This window comes from Halobaculum sp. XH14 (assembly GCF_032116555.1).
Taxonomy (GTDB): domain Archaea; phylum Halobacteriota; class Halobacteria; order Halobacteriales; family Haloferacaceae; genus Halorarum; species Halorarum halobium.
This window is the reverse complement of sequence record NZ_CP134949.1, coordinates 1,390,875-1,409,231: the sequence shown is the minus strand read 5'-3', so window position 1 is coordinate 1,409,231 and position 18,357 is coordinate 1,390,875. Positions and strand designations below refer to the sequence as shown.

20 protein-coding genes are annotated in these 18,357 nt (G+C 69.2%); 14 read left to right on the top strand and 6 right to left on the bottom strand.

Annotated elements, in window-relative coordinates:
• Positions 1-39 precede the first annotated feature (39 nt).
• The 6 genes from RJT50_RS07140 to RJT50_RS07115 all read left to right on the top strand — a co-directional run bounded on the left by RJT50_RS07140 (position 40) and on the right by RJT50_RS07115 (position 6,433).
• Positions 40-1,692 (top strand): branched-chain amino acid ABC transporter permease, encoded by a 1,653-nt coding sequence (locus tag RJT50_RS07140; RefSeq protein ID WP_313695405.1) that lies wholly within the window; start codon positions 40-42, stop codon positions 1,690-1,692.
• Positions 1,685-2,527: an ABC transporter ATP-binding protein gene (locus RJT50_RS07135; protein ID WP_313695403.1), complete on the top strand. Its 843-nt coding sequence runs from the start codon at positions 1,685-1,687 to the stop codon at positions 2,525-2,527. The genes RJT50_RS07140 and RJT50_RS07135 overlap by 8 nt, the downstream gene beginning before the upstream one ends.
• The gene (locus RJT50_RS07130) at positions 2,527-3,312 is read left to right on the top strand and encodes an ABC transporter ATP-binding protein (protein WP_313695402.1); all 786 of its coding nucleotides are present in this window, start codon (positions 2,527-2,529) and stop codon (positions 3,310-3,312) included. The genes RJT50_RS07135 and RJT50_RS07130 overlap by 1 nt, the downstream gene beginning before the upstream one ends.
• 68 nt (positions 3,313-3,380) lie before the next feature.
• Entirely contained in the window at positions 3,381-3,824 is a 444-nt protein-coding gene (locus RJT50_RS07125) for a DUF7988 family protein (protein ID WP_313695400.1), read from the top strand.
• Positions 3,825-3,861: 37 nt separating this feature from the next.
• A complete protein-coding gene (gene dgoD / locus RJT50_RS07120) occupies positions 3,862-5,010 on the top strand; it encodes a galactonate dehydratase (RefSeq protein WP_313695398.1) in 1,149 nt (382 codons plus the stop codon).
• Between the two features lie 589 nt (positions 5,011-5,599).
• Positions 5,600-6,433, top strand: coding sequence for an SDR family NAD(P)-dependent oxidoreductase (locus tag RJT50_RS07115; protein WP_313695396.1), 834 nt, complete (start codon positions 5,600-5,602; stop codon positions 6,431-6,433).
• Here the strand turns inward: RJT50_RS07115 and RJT50_RS07110 are convergent, their stop codons facing one another.
• The 6 genes from RJT50_RS07110 to RJT50_RS07085 all read right to left on the bottom strand — a co-directional run bounded on the left by RJT50_RS07110 (position 6,434) and on the right by RJT50_RS07085 (position 11,795).
• A complete protein-coding gene (locus tag RJT50_RS07110) occupies positions 6,434-6,706 on the bottom strand; it encodes a hypothetical protein (RefSeq protein WP_313695394.1) in 273 nt (90 codons plus the stop codon). It abuts the gene before it with no gap.
• Between the two features lie 285 nt (positions 6,707-6,991).
• On the bottom strand, positions 6,992-8,968 hold the full coding sequence (locus tag RJT50_RS07105) for a 3-hydroxyacyl-CoA dehydrogenase/enoyl-CoA hydratase family protein (protein WP_313695392.1): 1,977 nt from the start codon (positions 8,966-8,968) through the stop codon (positions 6,992-6,994).
• Positions 8,969-9,150: 182 nt separating this feature from the next.
• Positions 9,151-9,318, bottom strand: a complete 168-nt coding sequence (locus RJT50_RS07100) for a hypothetical protein (RefSeq protein ID WP_313695391.1) — start codon at positions 9,316-9,318, stop codon at positions 9,151-9,153.
• A 177-nt stretch (positions 9,319-9,495) separates the two neighbouring features.
• On the bottom strand, positions 9,496-10,086 hold the full coding sequence (locus tag RJT50_RS07095; protein ID WP_313695388.1) for a DNA-3-methyladenine glycosylase family protein: 591 nt from the start codon (positions 10,084-10,086) through the stop codon (positions 9,496-9,498).
• 60 nt (positions 10,087-10,146) lie between these two features.
• Complete coding sequence (locus tag RJT50_RS07090; RefSeq protein WP_313695387.1) at positions 10,147-10,341, bottom strand: DUF5786 family protein; 195 nt, start codon at positions 10,339-10,341, stop codon at positions 10,147-10,149.
• Positions 10,342-10,436: 95 nt separating this feature from the next.
• Positions 10,437-11,795 (bottom strand): putative ATP-dependent zinc protease, encoded by a 1,359-nt coding sequence (locus RJT50_RS07085; protein ID WP_313695385.1) that lies wholly within the window; start codon positions 11,793-11,795, stop codon positions 10,437-10,439.
• Between the two features lie 168 nt (positions 11,796-11,963).
• Between RJT50_RS07085 and RJT50_RS07080 the strand changes: the two genes are divergently transcribed.
• The 8 genes from RJT50_RS07080 (at position 11,964) to RJT50_RS07045 (ending at position 18,350) form a co-directional block, all read left to right on the top strand.
• Complete coding sequence (locus tag RJT50_RS07080; protein ID WP_313695384.1) at positions 11,964-12,989, top strand: succinylglutamate desuccinylase/aspartoacylase family protein; 1,026 nt, start codon at positions 11,964-11,966, stop codon at positions 12,987-12,989.
• 134 nt (positions 12,990-13,123) lie between these two features.
• Positions 13,124-13,519, top strand: a complete 396-nt coding sequence (gene sdhC, locus RJT50_RS07075; protein WP_313695383.1) for a succinate dehydrogenase, cytochrome b556 subunit — start codon at positions 13,124-13,126, stop codon at positions 13,517-13,519.
• Complete coding sequence (locus RJT50_RS07070; RefSeq protein WP_313695381.1) at positions 13,519-13,890, top strand: succinate dehydrogenase hydrophobic membrane anchor subunit; 372 nt, start codon at positions 13,519-13,521, stop codon at positions 13,888-13,890. The genes sdhC and RJT50_RS07070 overlap by 1 nt, the downstream gene beginning before the upstream one ends.
• A 2-nt stretch (positions 13,891-13,892) precedes the next feature.
• The gene (locus RJT50_RS07065; protein ID WP_313695379.1) at positions 13,893-14,789 is read left to right on the top strand and encodes a succinate dehydrogenase/fumarate reductase iron-sulfur subunit; all 897 of its coding nucleotides are present in this window, start codon (positions 13,893-13,895) and stop codon (positions 14,787-14,789) included.
• 38 nt (positions 14,790-14,827) lie between these two features.
• Positions 14,828-16,702, top strand: coding sequence for an FAD-binding protein (locus RJT50_RS07060; RefSeq protein ID WP_313695378.1), 1,875 nt, complete (start codon positions 14,828-14,830; stop codon positions 16,700-16,702).
• Positions 16,703-16,921: 219 nt separating this feature from the next.
• Complete coding sequence (locus RJT50_RS07055; protein ID WP_313695376.1) at positions 16,922-17,167, top strand: helix-turn-helix domain-containing protein; 246 nt, start codon at positions 16,922-16,924, stop codon at positions 17,165-17,167.
• Between the two features lie 63 nt (positions 17,168-17,230).
• A complete protein-coding gene (locus tag RJT50_RS07050; protein ID WP_313695942.1) occupies positions 17,231-17,500 on the top strand; it encodes a BolA family protein in 270 nt (89 codons plus the stop codon).
• 94 nt (positions 17,501-17,594) lie between these two features.
• Positions 17,595-18,350, top strand: a complete 756-nt coding sequence (locus tag RJT50_RS07045; protein ID WP_313695375.1) for a creatininase family protein — start codon at positions 17,595-17,597, stop codon at positions 18,348-18,350.
• The last annotated feature ends 7 nt before the right edge of the window (positions 18,351-18,357 follow it).

Sequence of the window (18,357 nt, the reverse complement as noted above, 5' to 3'; positions counted from 1 at the left end):
CCGGCCACTCCACGCCCGTCCGAACGGGGGTGCGGACTCGTGAGCGACGAACCCGTGGCGGGCCGAGCCGGCCGCTTCGACGTGCCGGTCTGGAACGAGTACCGGGACTGGTTCCGCACGCAGTGGGCGACCGGCGGGGCGGTCGCGTGGGGAACCGCCTTCGGCCACCTGCTGGTCGGCCTGCTGCTGTTCTTCGCGGTGTTCTCGTTCGATCTGGGCTCGCTCCCGGTCGGCGGGAGCCTCATCGGCTTCCTCTACACGCTCGTGCTCGCGGGGACGCTGTACGTCGCCGCCGCGCCACCGGCCGAGCCGTATGTCGCCTGGCTGGACGAGCGCTGGATGACCTCGGACGTGGACAAGCTGCTGATCGTGCTCGGCCACGTCACGGTCGGCTTCTTCCTGTTCGCCATCGCGCTGGACTTCGCGTTCAACGGCGTCGTCAACTCGCTCCAGTCGGTGTTCTTCTTCACGGCGGTGTACGCGATGATGGTGCTGGCGCTGAACCTCCACTGGGGGTACGCGGGCGTGTTCAACATCGGCGTCGTCGGCTTCATGGCGGTCGGCATCTACACGATGGCGATCCTCTCCGGGCCCGTCGAGGCCGGCGTCGGCGGCGTCCCGGGGCTCGGACTGCCGCTCCCGATCGGCGTCCTCGGCGGCGTGCTCGCCGCCTCGCTCGTCGGGCTGCTTGCCGCGCTGCCGGCGCTGCGGCTCCGGGCGGACTACTTCGCAATCGTTACGGTGGCGCTCTCGGAGATCATCAGGCTCACGCTCACCTCACAGACGTTCCAGACGTTCGCGGTCCCGTTCACGGGGATCGAGACCGGGACCGGCGGCGCGGGGGGCATCTCGATGCCGACGAACCCGATCCGGATCCTGTTTTACGGCGGCGCGGGCACCGGCAGCGAGCCGGCGCTGCTCGGCTCCGTACTGTTCCCGCTGTTCAGCGGGCTCAGGATCGAACTCATCCCGCCGGGCAGTTCCTGGCTCGGGTTCGTCCCGCTCCCCGCGTTCACGCTCGATCTCGCGTTGACCCCGCCGGTCATCGTCGACATCGCCTACCTGTTCGTGCTCGCCGGGGGCGTCGCGCTGTTTTACGTCCTGCTCGTGCGGGTCGGCAACTCGCCGTTCGGTCGCGTGCTGAAGGCGATCCGCGAGGACGAGCAGGTCGCCCAGGCGCTCGGGAAGGACACCCGGCGGTTCAAGATCGTCGCGTTCATGTTCGGCTGCGGGCTGATGGGGCTGGGCGGCATCTTCTGGCACGGCAGCCAGGGCTACACGAACCCGGGCTCGTTCCGCCCGATCCTGACGTTCTACATCTGGGTCGCGCTCATCATCGGCGGCGCCGGCTCGAACACCGGCAGCGTGCTCGGCGGGGCGCTGTTCGCCTCGCTGCTCTGGACCGGGCCGACGTTCCTGCGGCGCGTCGTGCTCAACTACGTCGAGTTCGACACGACGCCCGCGACGTTCCCCGCAGCCGTCGGGCCGTTCCTCGAGGGGGAAGTGCTCCCGTTCCTGGCGTTCATGCTCAACAACATCTCCGCGCTCCGGTTCGTCCTCGTCGGGGTGCTGCTCATCTGGCTGATGCAGCGCCGCCCGGAGGGCCTGCTCGGCCACCGGAAGGAGGAGGCCGCGGCGATTCCGCTGGGAGTTCGGCCGACGGCGAGGGACGGGGGTGGCGACGATGAGTGAGGGCGCCGGCGCCCCGCCCGACACGGACGAGGCGGCGAGGGAGTCGGCCACGGTGGAGTCCGGCGAGGAACCGCCCCTCCTCGTCGAAGACCTGCACAAGACGTTCGGCGGCATCACCGCCGTCGACGGCGCGAGCTTCTCCGTCGAGGAGGGCTCGCTGACCGGCCTCATCGGTCCCAACGGCGCGGGCAAGTCCACGACGTTCAACCTCATCACCGGCGTCCACCGCCCGACGAGCGGGACCGTCCGGTTCCACGGCGAGGACATCACCGGGCTGGCGACCCACAGCATCGCCAACCGCGGGCTAGTGCGGACGTTCCAGATCGCCCGCGAACTGGAGGACATGACGGTGCTCGAGAACATGATGCTCGCGCCGAAAGCCCAGATCGGCGAGAAGTTCTGGCACTCGGTGCTCCCCGGCCTCCGCGGCGGCGTGATCGAACAGGAGGAGGAGCTCCGCGAGCGGGCGTGGCAGCAACTGGAGTTCTTCGAGATCGACCACCTCGCCGAGGAGTACGCTGGCAACCTCTCGGGCGGCCAGCGCAAGCTGCTGGAGATGGCCCGGGCGCTGCTGACCGATCCGGATCTCGTCCTGCTGGACGAGCCGCTCGCCGGCGTCAACCCCACGCTGGAGGAGAAGCTACTGGAACGGATCCACGAACTGCGCGAGCGGGGGAACACGTTCCTGCTCGTCGAACACGACATGGACGTCATCATGGACAACTGCGAACACGTCATCGTCATGCACCAGGGGCAGGTCCTCGCGGAGGGAGCGCCCGCCGACATCAAGGGGAACGAACGGGTCGTCGAGGCGTACCTCGGAGGTGAGGTGTGATGGCGTCCGAAGCCGACGCCGGAGCAGAAACCGAAACGGAAGGGGGCGCGACGGCGGCGGTCGAGTCGACGACCGACGAGGACGCGCTGTTGCGGGTCCGCGATCTCGACGCCGGCTACGGCGACCTCCAGATCCTCAGGGACGTGGACCTGGACGTCGCTGACGGCGAGTACGTCACCATCGTCGGGCCGAACGGGGCCGGCAAGTCGACCGTGATGAAGTCGGTGTTCGGCCTGACGACGTACATGGGCGGCGACATCACGTTCGCGGAGGAGTCCATCCACGGGCTCGCACCCGAGGAGATCATCCACCGGGGGATCGGGTACGTCCCGCAAAACGAGAACGTCTTCGAAGGGCTGACCGTCCGGGAGAACCTGGAGATGGGCGCGTACATCCTCGACGAGGTCCCGGAGGACCGGATCCGCGACATCTACGACCGCTTCCCGATCCTCGAGGAGCGCGAGAGCCAGACGGCGGGGACGATGTCGGGCGGACAGCGGCAGATGCTCGCCATGGGTCGCGCGCTCATGCTGGACCCGGACCTGCTGTTGCTCGACGAGCCGTCGGCCGGGCTGGCACCCGACCTCGTCGCCGACATGTTCGACCGCATCGACCGCATCAACGACGACGGCACGTCGGTGCTGATGGTCGAGCAGAACGCGAAGGAGGCGCTCGGGCGCTGTGACCGCGGCTACGTGCTGGTCAACGGCGAGAACGCCTACGTCGACTCGGGCGAGGCGCTGCTGGCCGACGAGCAGGTCCGCCAGGACTTCCTCGGCGGGTAAGCGGGTTTCCGGATGCTTTTCCGACAGGCACCGACGCGCGTGGGCGGCGCGGCGCGACACGTGAGCCCGTGAACGAGGACGCCGCGCTCGTCCGGGAACGCATCCTCGCCGAGCACGGCGACCTGCTGGAGACGGTGGCCGACCGTGCGGAGGCGGTCGCCGCCGGCTGGGAGGAGGACGGACCGACGGGGACGCGTGGAACGGCGGACCGCGACGCCGTCGTTCCGCCGATGCGGGCCACGCTCTCGCGGGCCGGCGCACTCGGTCGACTGCCGGCGCTGCTGGACGCCGCGGTCGCGGCGCTCGAAACGTCGCTGCCCGCCGAGCCGGTGGCCGCGCCGCCGTACGTCGTCGTGACCGCGACCGGCCCCATCGTGCGGGCGACGGTTCCGGGGCGGGGCCGACTCGTCATCGAGATCGAGGCGTTCGCGGTCGAGCGGGACGGGAACGAGCCCCGGTATCGCCGCGTCCGTGGCGACGCGGCCGACCTGCTCGACGTGACGTTCCGGTGACGGCGGCCTTTTGGTGGTGCGTTTCATCGCCCCGCGTATGCGAATCGTCGACTACGACCTGTACGCGGTGCCGCCGCGGTGGCTCTTCCTCCGCGTCGAGACGGACGACGGGACGGTCGGCTGGGGCGAGCCAGTCGTCGAAGGACGTGCCCGCAGCGTGAAGGAGGCGGTCGCGGAGCTGATGGACGACTACCTGCTGGGCGAGGACCCGCTCCCCGTGGCGGACCACTGGGAGCGGCTCTACCGCGGCGGGTTCTACCGCGGCGGCCCGGTGCTCATGTCGGCCATCGCGGGCATCGACCAGGCGCTCTGGGACATCAAGGGCAAGCACTTCGGCGCGCCGGTCCACCAGCTGCTCGGCGGCCCGGTCCGCGACCGCGTCCGGGTGTACCAGTGGGTCGGCGGCGACCGACCGGAGGGCGTCGCCGAGGCCGCCCGCGAGAAGGTCGACGCGGGCTTTTCGGCGCTGAAGATGAACGGGACGCCCGAACTGGAGCGCGTCGAGTCGCCCGCGGCGATCGACCAGGCCGCCGAGCGCCTGCGGGCGGTCCGGGAGGCGGTCGGGCCGGAAGTGGACGTCGGCGTCGACCTCCACGGCCGCGCGACGAAGACCGCCGCGAAGCAGCTCGTCGCGGCCCTGGAGCCCCACGACCCGTTCTTCGTCGAGGAGCCGGTGCTGCCCGAGCACAACGACGCGCTCGCGGACATCGCGGCCTCGACCTCGGTGCCCATCGCCACCGGCGAGCGCATGTTCCACCGAACCGACTACAAGCGGATCTTCGAGGAGAACGCGGTCGACATCATCCAGCCGGACCTGAGCCACGCGGGCGGCATCACCGAGGTCCAGCGCATCGCGGCGATGGCCGGCGCGTACGACGTCTCGGTCGCGCCTCACTGCCCGCTCGGCCCCGTGGCGCTCGCCTCCTGTCTCCAGCTCGACGCGGTCGCGCCGAACGCGCTCATCCAGGAGCAGAGCCTCGACATCCACTACAACGAGACGAGCGACGTGCTCGATTATCTGGTCGACGACTCGGTGTTCGAGTACGAGGACGGCTTCGTACCGGTGCCGGACGGCCCGGGGCTCGGCATCGAGGTGGACCGCGAGGTGCTGGAGGAGCGTGACGGCCACGACGACTGGCACAATCCGGTGTGGCGTCGGCCGGACGGGTCGGTTGCGGAGTGGTGATCGTTCGGCGATGGCGGACGGTTCACGGGAGCGCCTGAGTCTGGTACTCCAGTGACGACCGCGGAAACCCCCGCGTGCGCCGACCTGCCTGAACCAGTCGCTCGTCTCGGTCTGAACGCCTCGGAAGCCCCCGCGGCCCCTTCCAGTCCCACCCTGCCGGCTTTCCGGTCGAGCGTCGCTGCCCCGACTACCGACCGTGCACGACGTCGGTAGTCCACCGGGACGCTGGCCGGCTGACGGTCGGGGGGATGCGGCGGGTGCCCACGCGAGCGACCGGAGGGAGCGAGCCGCGCCCGCCGGGGAGGCGTGGGGAGCCCACGCGACGACCCGACCGTCCCACCGGGCGGGACTGAACGGGGCCGGCTTCTGCGGGAAGCACGACGTTCACGAGAGCTCTGCTCTCGTGAGCTCGCGGGACGTGTCCCGCGAACGACGCAAGCACCGCAGCGAGGCGCGCGAGCGCAGAAGCCGGGGGCTTTCGAGCCGTTCCGACCGAGGAAAACCACGGCACGACCGAAAATCACGCATCAGAAGACGCAGAAGACGTAGCAGACGTGAAGTCCCCCGCGACCGACCCATTGAACGACCAATGACCAGCATCGACAACTCCCCCATCGACGCCACGAAGCTCCCCTCCCGATTCCACGGAGAAACAGCCGTCGTCACGGGGTCGACCCGGGGCATCGGTGCGGGCTGTGCCCGGCGGCTCGCGGCCGAGGGCGCGAACGTCGTCGTCACCGGGCGTTCGACCGACGCAGGCGAAGGGACAGTCGCGGCCATCGAGGACGCCGGCGGCGAGGCCCAGTTCGTGCGGGCCGACATGCGTGACCCGGACGACATCGTCGCGCTGTTCGAGGCGACCGTCGAGCGCTTCGGCGGCCTCGACGTCCTCGTCAACAACGCCGGCGTGGAGACGTACACCGCCGCCGACGAGGCCGACATGGACGACTGGGCGTTCGTCCTCGAGACGGACTTCCGCTCCTACTGGCTCTGTGCCAAACACGCCCGCGAACACATGGACGAGGGTGCCATCGTAAACATGTCCTCGAACCACGCGTTCTCGACCGGCCCGCGGATCTTCCCCTACAACGCGGTCAAGGCCGGCATCAACGGGATGACGCGGGCGGTGGCGCTCGATTTCGGCCCGGACGTGCGGGTGAACACCGTCAACCCGGGCTGGGTCGCCATCGACCGCACCACCTCGGACATGTCCGAGGAGCGGCGCGCTGAACTGGCGCGCATCCACCCGACCGGCAGAATCGGCGTGCCGGCCGACGTCGCCGCAGCGGTCGCGTTCCTCGCCAGCGACGAGGCGGGCTTCGTGACCGGCGCGCACCTGACGGTCGACGGCGGTCGAAACGGCGTGTTGCAGGACGACTTCCTGCCGGATTACCGGGAGCTACGTGAAGCGGAGAGCGAGTAACTACGCCCCCCGCAGGGCGTCGAGCACCCGACGACCGTCGCTTTTCGTGCCGGCGTACGTGCCCCACCAGTCTGGGTACTCCACTGGTGCGAGCGTGACGAGTAGTTGGATTCCGAACGAGTAGGCGAGCACTAAGGCGGCGACGCGAGCGGCACCGTCGAGGGCGGGGACGACGAACACGGTGACCGCGAGCAGGAACGGCGTGGTCGCCGGGCCGCCGAGATACGTCTCGACGTGAGCGCGACGACCGAGCGACCCGCCGGAGTAGTTCACGAACCCCGGAGTCCGGTGAGCGACGAGTAGCCCGAGACGCCGTAACCGACGCGGAGTCGGCCGACTCGCACGTCCCGATTCGGATTCCTACCGAGTGGGACGGTCACCTCGGCACCCGAGACGAGAAGTGGGACGACGGCGTGGCCGAGTTCGTGGAAGAGCACCGCAAGCGGTGGCCCACGGCGAAGATGAAGGCGACCCCGGGGCCGTAGTCCGCGAACTGGAGAGCCATCGAACCATCGAGTCGCCGCCGCTCGCAAAAGGTTCGTTCGGTGAACCGTTCGACTACTTCCCCTCGAACTCCGGCTCCTCGTCGGACATGAACGCCGTCACGCCCTCCATCAGGTCGTCGGTCCCCATGAGGTGGCCGAACGCCTGCGCTTCGATCTCCAGTCCCGCGTCGGTGTCGTGGCGGCCGCGAAGCATCGCGCGCTTCGTGTAGCGCTGTGCGATCGGCGGGCCGGCGGCGAGGTCGCGGGCCAGTTCGAGCGCGCGTTCCTCCAGCCGCTCGTTGGGGACGACCTCGTTGATGAAGCCGTACTCGGCCAGCTCACCGGCCTCGTACCGATCCGCGGTGAAGATGATCTCCTTGGCGCGCCCCTCTCCCACGATGTTGCTCAGCCGCTGGGTGCCGCCCCAGCCGGGCAGCAGGCCGAGGTTGTGTTCGGGCTGGCCCAGTTCCGAGCGCTCGGAGGCGACACGCATGTCCGCGCAGGTCGCGAACTCCATCCCGCCGCCGAGACAGTAGCCGTCGATGCCGGCGACGACCGGCACGTCGGCCAACTCGAACTTGCCGAACGTGGACTGGCCGAGCCGGGAGAGTTCGACCGCGCCGATGGGGTCCGCGCCGCCGGCGGCCATGCTCTGGACGTCCGCGCCCGCGGAGAAGGCGCGCTCGCCCTCGCCGGTCACGAGCACCGATCGGACCTCCTCGTCCGCGTCGAGCAGGTCGATGGCGACCGAGAGGTCCTCGAGCATCTCCGCCGACACCGTGTTCATCCGGTGGGGCCGATCGAGAACGATGCGGCCGACGTTCCCGTCACGCTCCAGCCTGATCGTGTCGAACTCCGTCGGGTCCGACTCGCCGTCCCCGTTCCCGCCGTGGAAGCCCTCCCCGGCCTCGGCGAGTTCGCGGAGGTAGTCGGCCGCCTCGTAGCGCGCCGCGCCCGTCTCCTCGTGGAGGTCATCGAGGGTCTCGACCAGGGTGTCGAGGCCTGCGGCGTCGGCCATCTTCGCGGGGCCGTCGGGGAAGCCCGCGCCGAGCATGACCGCGCGGTCGATCGCGTCGGCGTCGGCGACGTCGTTGCCGATCAGGCCGGCGACCTCGTTGGCCATCACGGCCAGCAGGCGGTGGGTGACGTCCTCGCGGCCGGCGTCGTTGGGGATGTCGACGCCGCCGTCCTCGTAGTCGTAAAAGCCCTCGCCGGTCTTCTTGCCGAGTTCGTCGTTCTGGACCTTCTCCGCCAGGAGCGGGCACGGCTCGTAGGCGTCGCCGAGCACGTCGTGCATGTACTCGAGCACGTGATAGCCCACGTCGATGCCGACCTGGTCGGCGAGTTCGAAGCTCCCCATCGGGAGCCCAACGTCGAACTTGGCCGTGGAGTCGACCTCCGCGACCGTCGCATCGCCCCCGTGGACGATCCAGGCCGCCTCGTTCATCAGCGGGACGAGCACGCGGTTCACGATGAAGCCGGGCGAGTCCTTCCGGACGCGGACCGGCGTCTTGCCCATCTCCTCGGCGACGTCCTCGACGAGTTCGAGGGTGCCGTCGTCGGTGTGTTCGCCCGAGATGACCTCGACGAGCTGCATCCGCACCGGCGGGTTGAAAAAGTGCATCCCGCAGAAGCGCTCGGGCCGGTCGGTGACCTCCGAGAGCTCCGTGATCGAGAGGCTCGACGTGTTGGAGGCGAAGACGGCGTCCGCCGCGGCGTGTTTCACCACGTCGTCGTACACGTCCTTCTTGATGTCCATCTTCTCGGGGACGGCCTCGATGACGAGGTCCGCGCCCTCGAGGGTCTCCGCCATGTCGACCAGCGGCGTGACCCTGTCGAGGGCGGCCTGCGCGTCGCCCTCCGAGAGCTGGTCCTTCTCGGCGAGCTTGCCCAGCGACCACTCGATCTGGTCGTAGCCGTCCTGAACGAACTCGTCGTTGATGTCGCGCATCCGGACCTCGTAGCCGGCGAGCGCGGCGACTTCGGCGATTCCGTGCCCCATGTTCCCGGCACCGAGGACGGCCACCGTCTCCACGTCTGATGCGTCCATGGTAGGCGGGTGGGACGGGCCCGGATTCAACGTTTCCCCTCGCGCACGCGTGAACAGAAACCTCGTTCACCGGGGTTGCCGTTCCCGTTTTCCCGGTCGGCGTTCCCGTTGTCAGGGGTCGCCGTTCCCGTTCATCGGGTCGCCGTTCCACGGTTCCGGCGTCGGAGCGCCGTCCCGGGGCGCTATCGCTTCGCAACCGGATCGGTCCAGTGGGTCGAGTGGACCCAGGCGTCGGCCGACAGCTCCCCGCTCTCGGTGAACGCGAAGATCTGGATCGCCACCCGGCCGTCCAGCGGGAGGTCCCGCCAGCCCTCCTCGACGGGGTCCGGGCGCGGTTGGTCGGTCGTCATCGCAAGGACACGAGCCGGTTCGGGACGGACGCCCAAAGTTAGTCGCTCGCCTCCGATCACGCCGGGTCACGACGCGCCCCCTGCGTCCCGATAGTCGGCTCCAAACGCCGCGGTTAGGCGGTTGCTCAAGTGCCATGGCGACCGAAACGTCGAGAGAGGGACCAGTTCGAGGAACTCCTAGGCGGACTCGTAGGCCGCCCAGATGTACCGCGTCGCCACGGAGCGGTACGGTCGCCACGCCTCCGCGATCTCGCGCATCTCGTCGCGGGTGAGCTCGCCGCCGTCGCCATACAGCTGTTCGATGCCGCGGCGGACGGCGAGGTCCCCGAGCGGCAAGACGTCCTCGCGTTCGAGCACGAACAGCAGGTACATCCGCGCGGTCCAGTCGCCGACGCCCTTGATCTCGGTGAGGCGTTCGACGACCTCCGCGTCCGAGTGGTCCGCCAGCCCCTCCCGGGTGAAATCCCGCTCCTGGAACGCCCGCGCGGCGTTCCGAAGGTACTCGACCTTCATCTCGGAGAGTCCCGCCTCGCGCAGCGCGGCGTCCTCGGCCGCGAGCACCGAATCCGGCGTCACTCCCCCGGCCAGCAGGTCGAACACCCGCTCCTTCACGGCCGCGGCGCTCGCCGTCGAGAGCTGCTGATTGATGATGGAGACGCAGAGCCGCTCGAACTCCGACCAGTCGGCCTCGGAGAACGGGTCGTGGTGCTCGATGAGCCCGGCCATCACCGGGTCCTCCCGCAGGACGTCGTGTGCGTCGTCGTTCATGGTACCGTTCGATGGCGAGAAGGGTGCTGTGGGGCTAAAGCCTCCCGGTATCCGTCGTCCTCACTCCTCGTCCGCGTCGGGGTCGTCCTTCATCTCCTGCAGCTTCGAGACGAGGTCGTCGGTCGACGCGCCCGTGTCGAACGTCATCTCCCCCTCGTGTTCGTTCTCGTGTGCGTCGACGGTCGCCTCGTCGCCGGGGCCGTCGCCTGACTGCTTCCGTTCCTGCTCGGATTCGTCGTAGCTACCGAAGCCCATGCTCGCGAGTCGAGGTGCGCACGGAAAAGGGGTCTGTCTTCGGGTCGGCTGCGATGTCGGGTATGGGGCTCGCCCGCAGGCCGACCCTCGACCGCTTACTCCTCGCCTGTCTCCTCCTCCTCCTCGTCGCGCTCGCGGTTCCGGGACTCGTCCGCTCGACGCCGTACGTCGACCCGGTAGTGTTCAAGGATGTCCCGGCCGAGCAACAGCGGGTACTCCATGTGCGAGCGGTCCTCGATGCTCGCGGTGACGGTGTGCTGGTCGCCGCCGATGCCGATGACGAGGTCGACGACCGGACGCGCCTTCCCGCGCTTGACGCTCCCGGATTTCACGCGTGTCATGCTCTTGATTGGGCCAGCGCCGATCTCGGCGGCGAGCTTCGTGTCGATCGACGAGCGGGTCGCGCCGGTGTCGGACTTGGCGAACGCCTGCGTCGAGCCCCGGGTGCCGGCGACGACGACCTCCTCGATGTACCCGATCAGCGGCGTGTCCTTCGGCCGCTGCTGGGCGAGCGACGGCATGCACGAGGGGCGCGAGTCGTCGAGCACGGCGGTCAGTTCGGCGACGCGCTCGTCGTCGACGCTGCCGCCGCCGCGCTCGATGGCGAGCTTTGCGATGTGAGGGGCGGGCGAGCGGCCCGTCGCCCTGAACAGCCCTTTGAACCCCGCGGTCGGGTTGACTTCGAGCACGTACCAGCCGTCGTACCCCTGCACGAGGTCGACGCCCGCGTAGTCGAGCCCGACCGTGTCGGTCGCCGCGAGCGCCATCTCGCGGGCTTCCCCGGGGAGCGAGTCGGTCGCGTCCTCGACGTCGCCGCCGAGCGCGACGTTGGTTCGCCAGTCGCCCTCCGGGGCGTACCGGTTCATCGCGCCGACGACCTCGTCATCGACGACGTACACGCGGGTGTCGTGGTGACGCGTCTCGTCGCGGTCGATGAGCTGTTGCAGGAACGCCTGCCGCTTGCCGACCATCGGGTTCACCGGCTCGCGGAGGTCCAGCTTCCAGGTGCCGCCGCCGTGGGTGCCGATGGCGGTCTTGTACACGCCCTCGGGGGCGAACCGCTCCCGGCCGTCGTTGAGCCGCGCGTTCGAGAGCGCCAGCAGCGCATCCGGGACGCGGATGCCCGCCTCCGAGAGCGCGACCGCCGTGGCGAACTTGTGGACCGCGGTGAGCACCGCCTCGGGCGGGTTCAGGGTCGGCCGCGCCCGCGCGAACGTCCCCGCGAGCCCGAGGCCCTCGGCCGGCTCCTCGGTGTTCGAGAGCAGCATCCGGTTGGCGACCACGTCGACGTCCGGCTCCAGTTCGACCGCGCCCTCCGCGATGCTGACCGACGCGTTCTCCTCGCGCAGCCACTCCGGCTCGTGTCCCAGGTCCTCGACCGCGTTGCAGATCGCCTTCGACTCCTTGCTCGTGTGGAGCGCGAGCACGCCCACGCGAACCGGGTCCTCGTCCATACGAAACGGTCACTCGGCGCGAGTAAAGAGGTCCCGGTCGAATCGGCCCCCGTGGGCTGTGAGGACGGCACGCGCCGGACGGAGCGACTCCCGATCGACCGTCGTCGTCGGGACGACTGGGTCGTTCCGGCGTGCACCCTTTTTACCATCCGCCGTCCACCTCCGGGTATGAGCGAGGACGGGGCGTTCACCTACGACGGGGGGACGGTGGAACCCGGCGAGCGACGGAACCTGCGGTTCGTGGTGAGCGAGACGTACCTCGGCGACCCGGTCAGGATCCCCGTGACGATCGTCAACGGCGAGCGCGACGGGCCGACGGCGTTCCTCTCGGCGGCCGCACACGGCGACGAACTCAACGGCATCGAGGTGGTCAGGGAGGTCGCCCACGAGTGGGATCTCTCGGACCTCGCGGGCACGCTGGTCTGTCTGCCCGTGTTGAACGTTCCCGGGTTCCTCGCCCAGCAGCGCTACCTGCCGGTGTACGACCGCGACCTGAACCGGTCGTTCCCTGGCGCGGCCGACTCCACGAGCGCCAAGCGGATGGCCGACCGCATCTTCCGGAACTTCATCGAACCCTGCGACATCGGCCTCGACTTCCACACCTCGACGCGGGGTCGGACGAACATGCTCCACGTCCGCGCCGACATGTCCGATCCGGCGGTCGCCCGGGTCGCCCGCGCGTACGGGACGAACGTCATCATCGACAGCGAGGGGAGTTCCGGGATGTTGCGCGTGGAGGCGGCCGCGGTGGACACGCCGACCATCACCGTGGAGATGGGCGAGGCCCACCGGTTCCAGCGCCCGCTCATCGACGACGCCCTCGAAGGCGTCCTGAGCGTCTTCGCGGAGTTCGGCCTCCGGGAGACGGGGTCGGTCCGCTGGCCCGGCTGGCGGACGGTCATCTCCGGGTCGGGCGAGAAGACGTGGATCCGCGCGGACGCCGGCGGCATCGTGGACATGCACTTCGACCGCGGCGCGCTCGTCCACGAGGGCGACGTCGTCTGCACCGTCAGCGACCCGTTCAAGCACGACGCCGTTCGCGTGGAGGCGCCGTTCACCGGCGTGCTCGTGGGAATGCTCGAGAACCCGGTCGTCTACCCGGGGAACCCGCTGTGTCACCTCGTGGAACTCGACGAGCGCACCCGCCGGGTCCTCGAGCGCCAGCAGTCGCCGAACGGGACGGGCGAAACGTGACCGCGTCGGCGACCCGCGAACGCGTTCGCGACGTCGCGCGGGACGGGACCGCGTCCGCGAACGGTTCCAACCCCACGCCCACGCTGCCGTACACGTAACTACTATACCCCCTTGGGACCGAGCCACGACCACGCATGAGCCAGTCGTACGACAGGGGCCTCGTCGAGGACTTCGGCCGGTGGCGGGAGTTCTCGGCGGGCATGTGGGCCTGGGTGTTCCACAAGTTCACGGGCTGGGTGCTCGTGGGCTACCTCTTCACCCACATCGCCGTGTTGAGTACCGCGACGTCCAGCGAGGCGGCGTACACGACCACGATCCAGGGGCTGGAGTCGCTGCTCGTCGTACGCTTCCTCGAGATCGGGCTGCTCGCGGTCGCCGTCTTCCACATCCTGAACGGCGTCCGTCTGCTGTTCGTGGACCTGGGGGTCGGCCTCGACGCACAGGACCGGAGCTTCTACGCGTCGCTGGTGCTGACGGGGGCGATCGTCGTGGCGTCGGTGCCGACGTTCCTCTCGGGGGTGTTCGGCTGATGGCCGAGCGCTACTCCTCGTTCGAGCGCGGCGGCCGCCGCTGGCTCTGGCAGCGCATCACCGCGGCGTTCCTCGTCGTGGTGCTCGCGTTCCACTTCTTCCTGCTCCACTTCGTGAACCACGCCGACGAGGTGACGTTCATGGCGTCGAGCATCCGGATGCAGGATCTCACCTACTACTCGCTGATGGTGCTGTTCCTCGTGACGGCGACGTTCCACGGCGTGAACGGCGTCTACAACGCGCTCGTCAACCAGGGGCTTACCGGAACCAGGAAACGGGTCGTCAAGTACGTCCTCGTGCTCGCTAGCGCGATCCTCGTCGTGCAAGGGATCCGCACCGCGAACGCGTGGGCCGGCTTCCCGACGTTCTAACAATGAGCACGCAACTTCCAGACACCGAATCGGAGACCGAGGCGGTCGAGACGGAGCCGACCGAGTCGCTCCCGCCCGCCCAGCGGGCGCGGATGGAGAAGAAGGCCGAGGCCCGCGCCGCCCGCGAGCGGCGGGAGCGCGAGGCCGCCGAGGAGGAGGCCGCGGCCGAGGAGAACACGGTCCACCTCAAGGTGTTCCGCTACGACCCCGAGGTGGAGGGGAAACAGGAGCCCCGCTTCGACGACTTCCACGTCCCGTTCGAGAAGGGGATGACCGTCCTCGACGCGCTCATCCACGCGCGGGACACGTTCGACTCCTCGCTCACGTTCCGGCACTCCTGCCGGCAGGCGATCTGCGGGTCTGACGCGTTCTTCATCAACGGTCGCCAGCGCCTCGGGTGCAAGACCCAGCTCTCGGACCTCGAGGACCCGGTCCGCGTCGAACCGCTCCCGCACGCCGAGGTGCGCAAGGACCTCGTCGTCGACATGGAGCACTTCTACGACCAGATGGAGGCCGTCGAGCCGTTCTTCCAGACGAACGAGCTGCCCGACGGCGAACTCGATGAGCAGCGGCAGACGCCCGAGAACCGCGAGAAGGTGAAGATGTCCACGCGCTGTATCTGGTGTGGCGCCTGCATGTCCTCGTGTAACATCGCCGCGGGCGACAACGAGTATCTCGGCCCCGCGGCCATCAACAAGGCGTACCGCTTTGCCATGGACGAGCGCGAGGGCGAGGACGTGAAGGAACACCGGCTCAACGTCATCGAGCAGGAACACGGCGTCTGGCGGTGTCAGACCCAGTTCTCCTGTACCGAGGTCTGCCCGAAGGACATCCCGCTCACCGAGCACATCCAGGAGCTGAAGCGCGAGGCCGTCAAGAGCAACCTGCAGTTCTGGTAACGACCGACGAATTCCACCACCGACACACACCACACACAATGTACGAACACGACGTCATCGTGGTCGGCGCAGGCGGCGCGGGGCTCCGCGCTGCCATCGCCGCCCAGGAGGAGGGCGCGGACGTTGCCATCGTCTCGAAGCTACACCCGGTGCGAAGCCACACCGGGGCGGCCGAGGGCGGCATCAACGCCGCGCTGCGCGAGGGCGACTCCTGGGAGGACCACGCCTACGACACGATGAAGGGCTCGGACTACCTCGGGGACGCCCCCGCAATCGAGACGCTCTGTCAGGACTCGCCCGAGGAGGTCATCCAGCTCGAACACTGGGGCATGGCCTTCTCGCGGGACGAGGACGGCCGCGTCTCCCAGCGACCGTTCGGCGGCCTCTCGTTCCCCCGCACCACCTACGCCGGCGCGGAAACCGGCCACCAGCTGCTCCACACGATGTACGAGCAGCTCGTCAAGCGGGGCGTCACCGTCTACGACGAGTGGTACGTCTCGAACCTCGCGGTCACCGACGAGGAAGACCCGACCGAGCGGAGCTGCCACGGCGTCGTCGCCTACGACATCCAGAGCGGCGAGCTGTCGGGCTTCCGCGCGAACGACGGCGTCATCCTGGCGACCGGCGGCCCCGGGCAGGTGTTCGATCACACCACCAACGCCGTCTCCAACACCGGCGACGGCGTGGCGATGGCCTACCGCGCCGGCGTCCCGATGGAGGACATGGAGTTCGTCCAGTTCCACCCGACGAGCCTGCCCAGCACGGGCGTGCTCATCTCCGAGGGCGTCCGCGGCGAGGGCGGCATCCTCTACAACGCGGAGGGCGAGCGGTTCATGTTCGAGTACGGCTACGCCAGCAACGACGGCGAACTCGCCTCACGGGACGTGGTCGCCCGCGCCGAGTTGAGCGAGGTGAACGCGGGGCGCGGCATCGAGGACGAGTACGTCCACCTCGACATGCGCCACCTCGGCGAGGAGCGCATCATCGACCGCCTGGAGAACATCCTCCACCTCGCCGAGGACTTCGAGGGCGTCGACGGGCTGGAGGAGCCGATGCCGGTCAAGCCCGGCCAGCACTACGCGATGGGCGGCATCGAGACCGACGAGAACGGCGAGACCTGTATTTCGGGGCTGTACGCGGCCGGCGAGTGCGCCTGCGCCTCGGTCCACGGGTCGAACCGCCTCGGCGGCAACGCGCTGCCGGAGCTCATCGTCTTCGGCAAGCGCGCCGGCCAGCACGCGGCAGGGAAGGATCTGGGCGAGGCCGAGATCGAGACCGGCCAGCGCGGCGAGTACGAACTCGGTGAGGTCGACACGCCCGTCGAACCGGGCGCCGTCGGGGGGCCCGGCGTCGAGGACGAGGCGACCGGGGACGACGCCACGGCCGACGGCGGCGTGGCGACGGAGTCCGACGCGGCCGCGGTCGGGGGCGACGACGTGCTCGAACGGGCGGTCGAGACCGAGCGCGAGCGCGTGCAGGAACTGCTCGAGAAGGACGAGGGCATCCAGCACGCCGAGATCCGTGCGGACGTCCAGGAGTCGATGACCGCGAACGTGAACGTGTTCCGCGAGGAGGCGGGGCTGAAGCAGTCGCTCCGGGACGTCCGCGAGGCGCGCGAGCGCTACGAGGACGTGTTCGTGAAGGACCCCTCGCGCACGTTCAACACCGACCTCATCCAGACGATCGAGACGCGCAACATCCTCGATCTGGCCGAGGCGATCACGCTCGGCGCGCTCGCCCGCGAGGAGTTCCGCGGCGCACACTGGCGCGCGGAGTTCCAGGAGCGCAACGACGACGAGTGGCTAAAGCACACGCTGTTGTCCTGGAACGACGGCACGCCACAGCTGTGGTACCGCCCGGTCATCCTCGAGGGCGAGGAGAAGGAGTACGAGCCGAAGATCCGGTCGTACTGACCCGACCACGCCGCCCACGCCGACCGGGACGCGAATTTTGCCGGGGCGGTCCGTCACGAGTCGAAGTTCGACCTCGACGAGCGCCGACGTCGTGAGGCTCCGGTTCGGGACGAGCCTCGAACCGCCACGTTTCGCGGTCGTGGGGGGCTCTCCCCGGCGTTTCGACGATAGTCGTACCGAGGTTTTACGGGTGTCGAAGCGGTGGGGAGACGTAAGACGATGCAGGCGCAGATCCGATCCGAGTCGATGGGTGACGTCGAGCCGACGATGCAGCGCGTGCCACGCGAGCTCTCCTCGCCGCGCGCGAAACTGGTCTACCTGTATCTGGCGACCCACGGCGCGGTCACCGAGACGGAGCTCCTGGAGGGACTGGACATGAAACGCATCTCGCTGTACGCCATTCTGAAGACGCTCCGGACGAACGGGCTGGTCGCACGCGAGGGTGACCGCTACGTCCTCGAATAAGCCGGCGGCCGTCCGCACATCCGACCGCTTTTCCACTCTCGGCGCCCACCGGGAGGTATGACCATGGACGCCGACGACGTCGAAGCGGCGATCGAGGCCGGCATCGAGGACGCGGAGGCGACGGTGACGACGCCGCGCGCGCCGGATCCCGACCACGAGGACCAGCACTTCGCCGCGGTCGTCGTCTCGCCCGCCTTCGCGGGGGAGTCGCTCGTCCAGCAGCACCAGCTCGTCTACGACGCGGTCGGCGACGCGATGACGCGGGACGTCCACGCCCTGGAGATCAAGACGTACACGCCCGAGGAGTACGAGGAGCGGGCGGACGGCAGCTGAAGATTCCTCCTCGAACGCCGTTCCACCGGCGAGATCCCGGCGATAGTGTCCGCAACCCGCAGACTCGTTCGGCCCGGTCCGTAGCTACAACCTGATGTCTTCTCGCACGTCGGTCCTGCTCGAGGAGCTGAGCTGGACGGAAGTCGAGTCGGCGCTCGAGGACGGCAGCCGGACCGCGGTCGTCGCCGTCGGCTCCGTCGAACAGCACGGGCCGCACCTGCCGCTCGTGATGGACACGCTCGCCGGCGACGAACTCGCGAGACGCATCGCGGCGGAACTGGGCGACGCGCTCGCGGCACCGACCATCAGACCCGGCTGCTCGGGCCACCACATGGAGTTCCCCGGCACGATCACGGTCCCCGCCGAGACGCTGATGGACACCATCCGCGCGTACTGCCGGTCGCTGGACGAACACGGCTTCGAGCACGTCGCGCTCGTTCCGAGCCACGGCGGCAACTTCGCGCCGGTCAACACCGTCGCGCCCGAACTCGCCCGCGAGGTCGACGCGAACGTGATCGCGGTCGCCGACCTCCACGAACTCATGTCGCTACAGAACGAGGGGCTGCGCGAGGCGGGGCTCGACGAGGAGCCCGTGATCCACGCGGGCGCGGCCGAGACGGCGATCGTCATGGCCGTCGAGGAGGGGCTCGTCCGGACGGATCGCCTGGAACCCGGACACGAGGGGGAGGTGAGCACCGCCCGGCTGCTCAGCGAGGGGTTCGAATCGATCACGGAAACCGGCGTCCTCGGCGACCCGCGGGAGGCGACCGCGGAGGCCGGCGAGCTGATTTTGGAGCGGGTCACCGGGGCGTACGTCGACCTCATCGAGTCCGAGCGGGACGCGGTCTGAACGCGGG

Coding starts and splice junctions, on each gene's coding strand:
- RJT50_RS07095 (WP_313695388.1), bottom strand. CDS start 10,086: ATGAACGACGACGCACACGACGTCCTGCGGGAGGACCCGGTGATGGCC.
- RJT50_RS07085 (WP_313695385.1), bottom strand. CDS start 11,795: ATGGACGAGGACCCGGTTCGCGTGGGCGTGCTCGCGCTCCACACGAGC.
- RJT50_RS07060 (WP_313695378.1), top strand. CDS start 14,828: ATGTACGAACACGACGTCATCGTGGTCGGCGCAGGCGGCGCGGGGCTC.
- RJT50_RS07070 (WP_313695381.1), top strand. CDS start 13,519: ATGGCCGAGCGCTACTCCTCGTTCGAGCGCGGCGGCCGCCGCTGGCTC.
- RJT50_RS07065 (WP_313695379.1), top strand. CDS start 13,893: ATGAGCACGCAACTTCCAGACACCGAATCGGAGACCGAGGCGGTCGAG.
- RJT50_RS07115 (WP_313695396.1), top strand. CDS start 5,600: ATGACCAGCATCGACAACTCCCCCATCGACGCCACGAAGCTCCCCTCC.
- RJT50_RS07045 (WP_313695375.1), top strand. CDS start 17,595: ATGTCTTCTCGCACGTCGGTCCTGCTCGAGGAGCTGAGCTGGACGGAA.
- RJT50_RS07090 (WP_313695387.1), bottom strand. CDS start 10,341: ATGGGCTTCGGTAGCTACGACGAATCCGAGCAGGAACGGAAGCAGTCA.
- dgoD (WP_313695398.1), top strand. CDS start 3,862: ATGCGAATCGTCGACTACGACCTGTACGCGGTGCCGCCGCGGTGGCTC.
- RJT50_RS07055 (WP_313695376.1), top strand. CDS start 16,922: ATGCAGGCGCAGATCCGATCCGAGTCGATGGGTGACGTCGAGCCGACG.
- RJT50_RS07135 (WP_313695403.1), top strand. CDS start 1,685: ATGAGTGAGGGCGCCGGCGCCCCGCCCGACACGGACGAGGCGGCGAGG.
- RJT50_RS07080 (WP_313695384.1), top strand. CDS start 11,964: ATGAGCGAGGACGGGGCGTTCACCTACGACGGGGGGACGGTGGAACCC.
- RJT50_RS07130 (WP_313695402.1), top strand. CDS start 2,527: ATGGCGTCCGAAGCCGACGCCGGAGCAGAAACCGAAACGGAAGGGGGC.
- RJT50_RS07050 (WP_313695942.1), top strand. CDS start 17,231: ATGGACGCCGACGACGTCGAAGCGGCGATCGAGGCCGGCATCGAGGAC.
- RJT50_RS07105 (WP_313695392.1), bottom strand. CDS start 8,968: ATGGACGCATCAGACGTGGAGACGGTGGCCGTCCTCGGTGCCGGGAAC.
- sdhC (WP_313695383.1), top strand. CDS start 13,124: ATGAGCCAGTCGTACGACAGGGGCCTCGTCGAGGACTTCGGCCGGTGG.
- RJT50_RS07100 (WP_313695391.1), bottom strand. CDS start 9,318: ATGACGACCGACCAACCGCGCCCGGACCCCGTCGAGGAGGGCTGGCGG.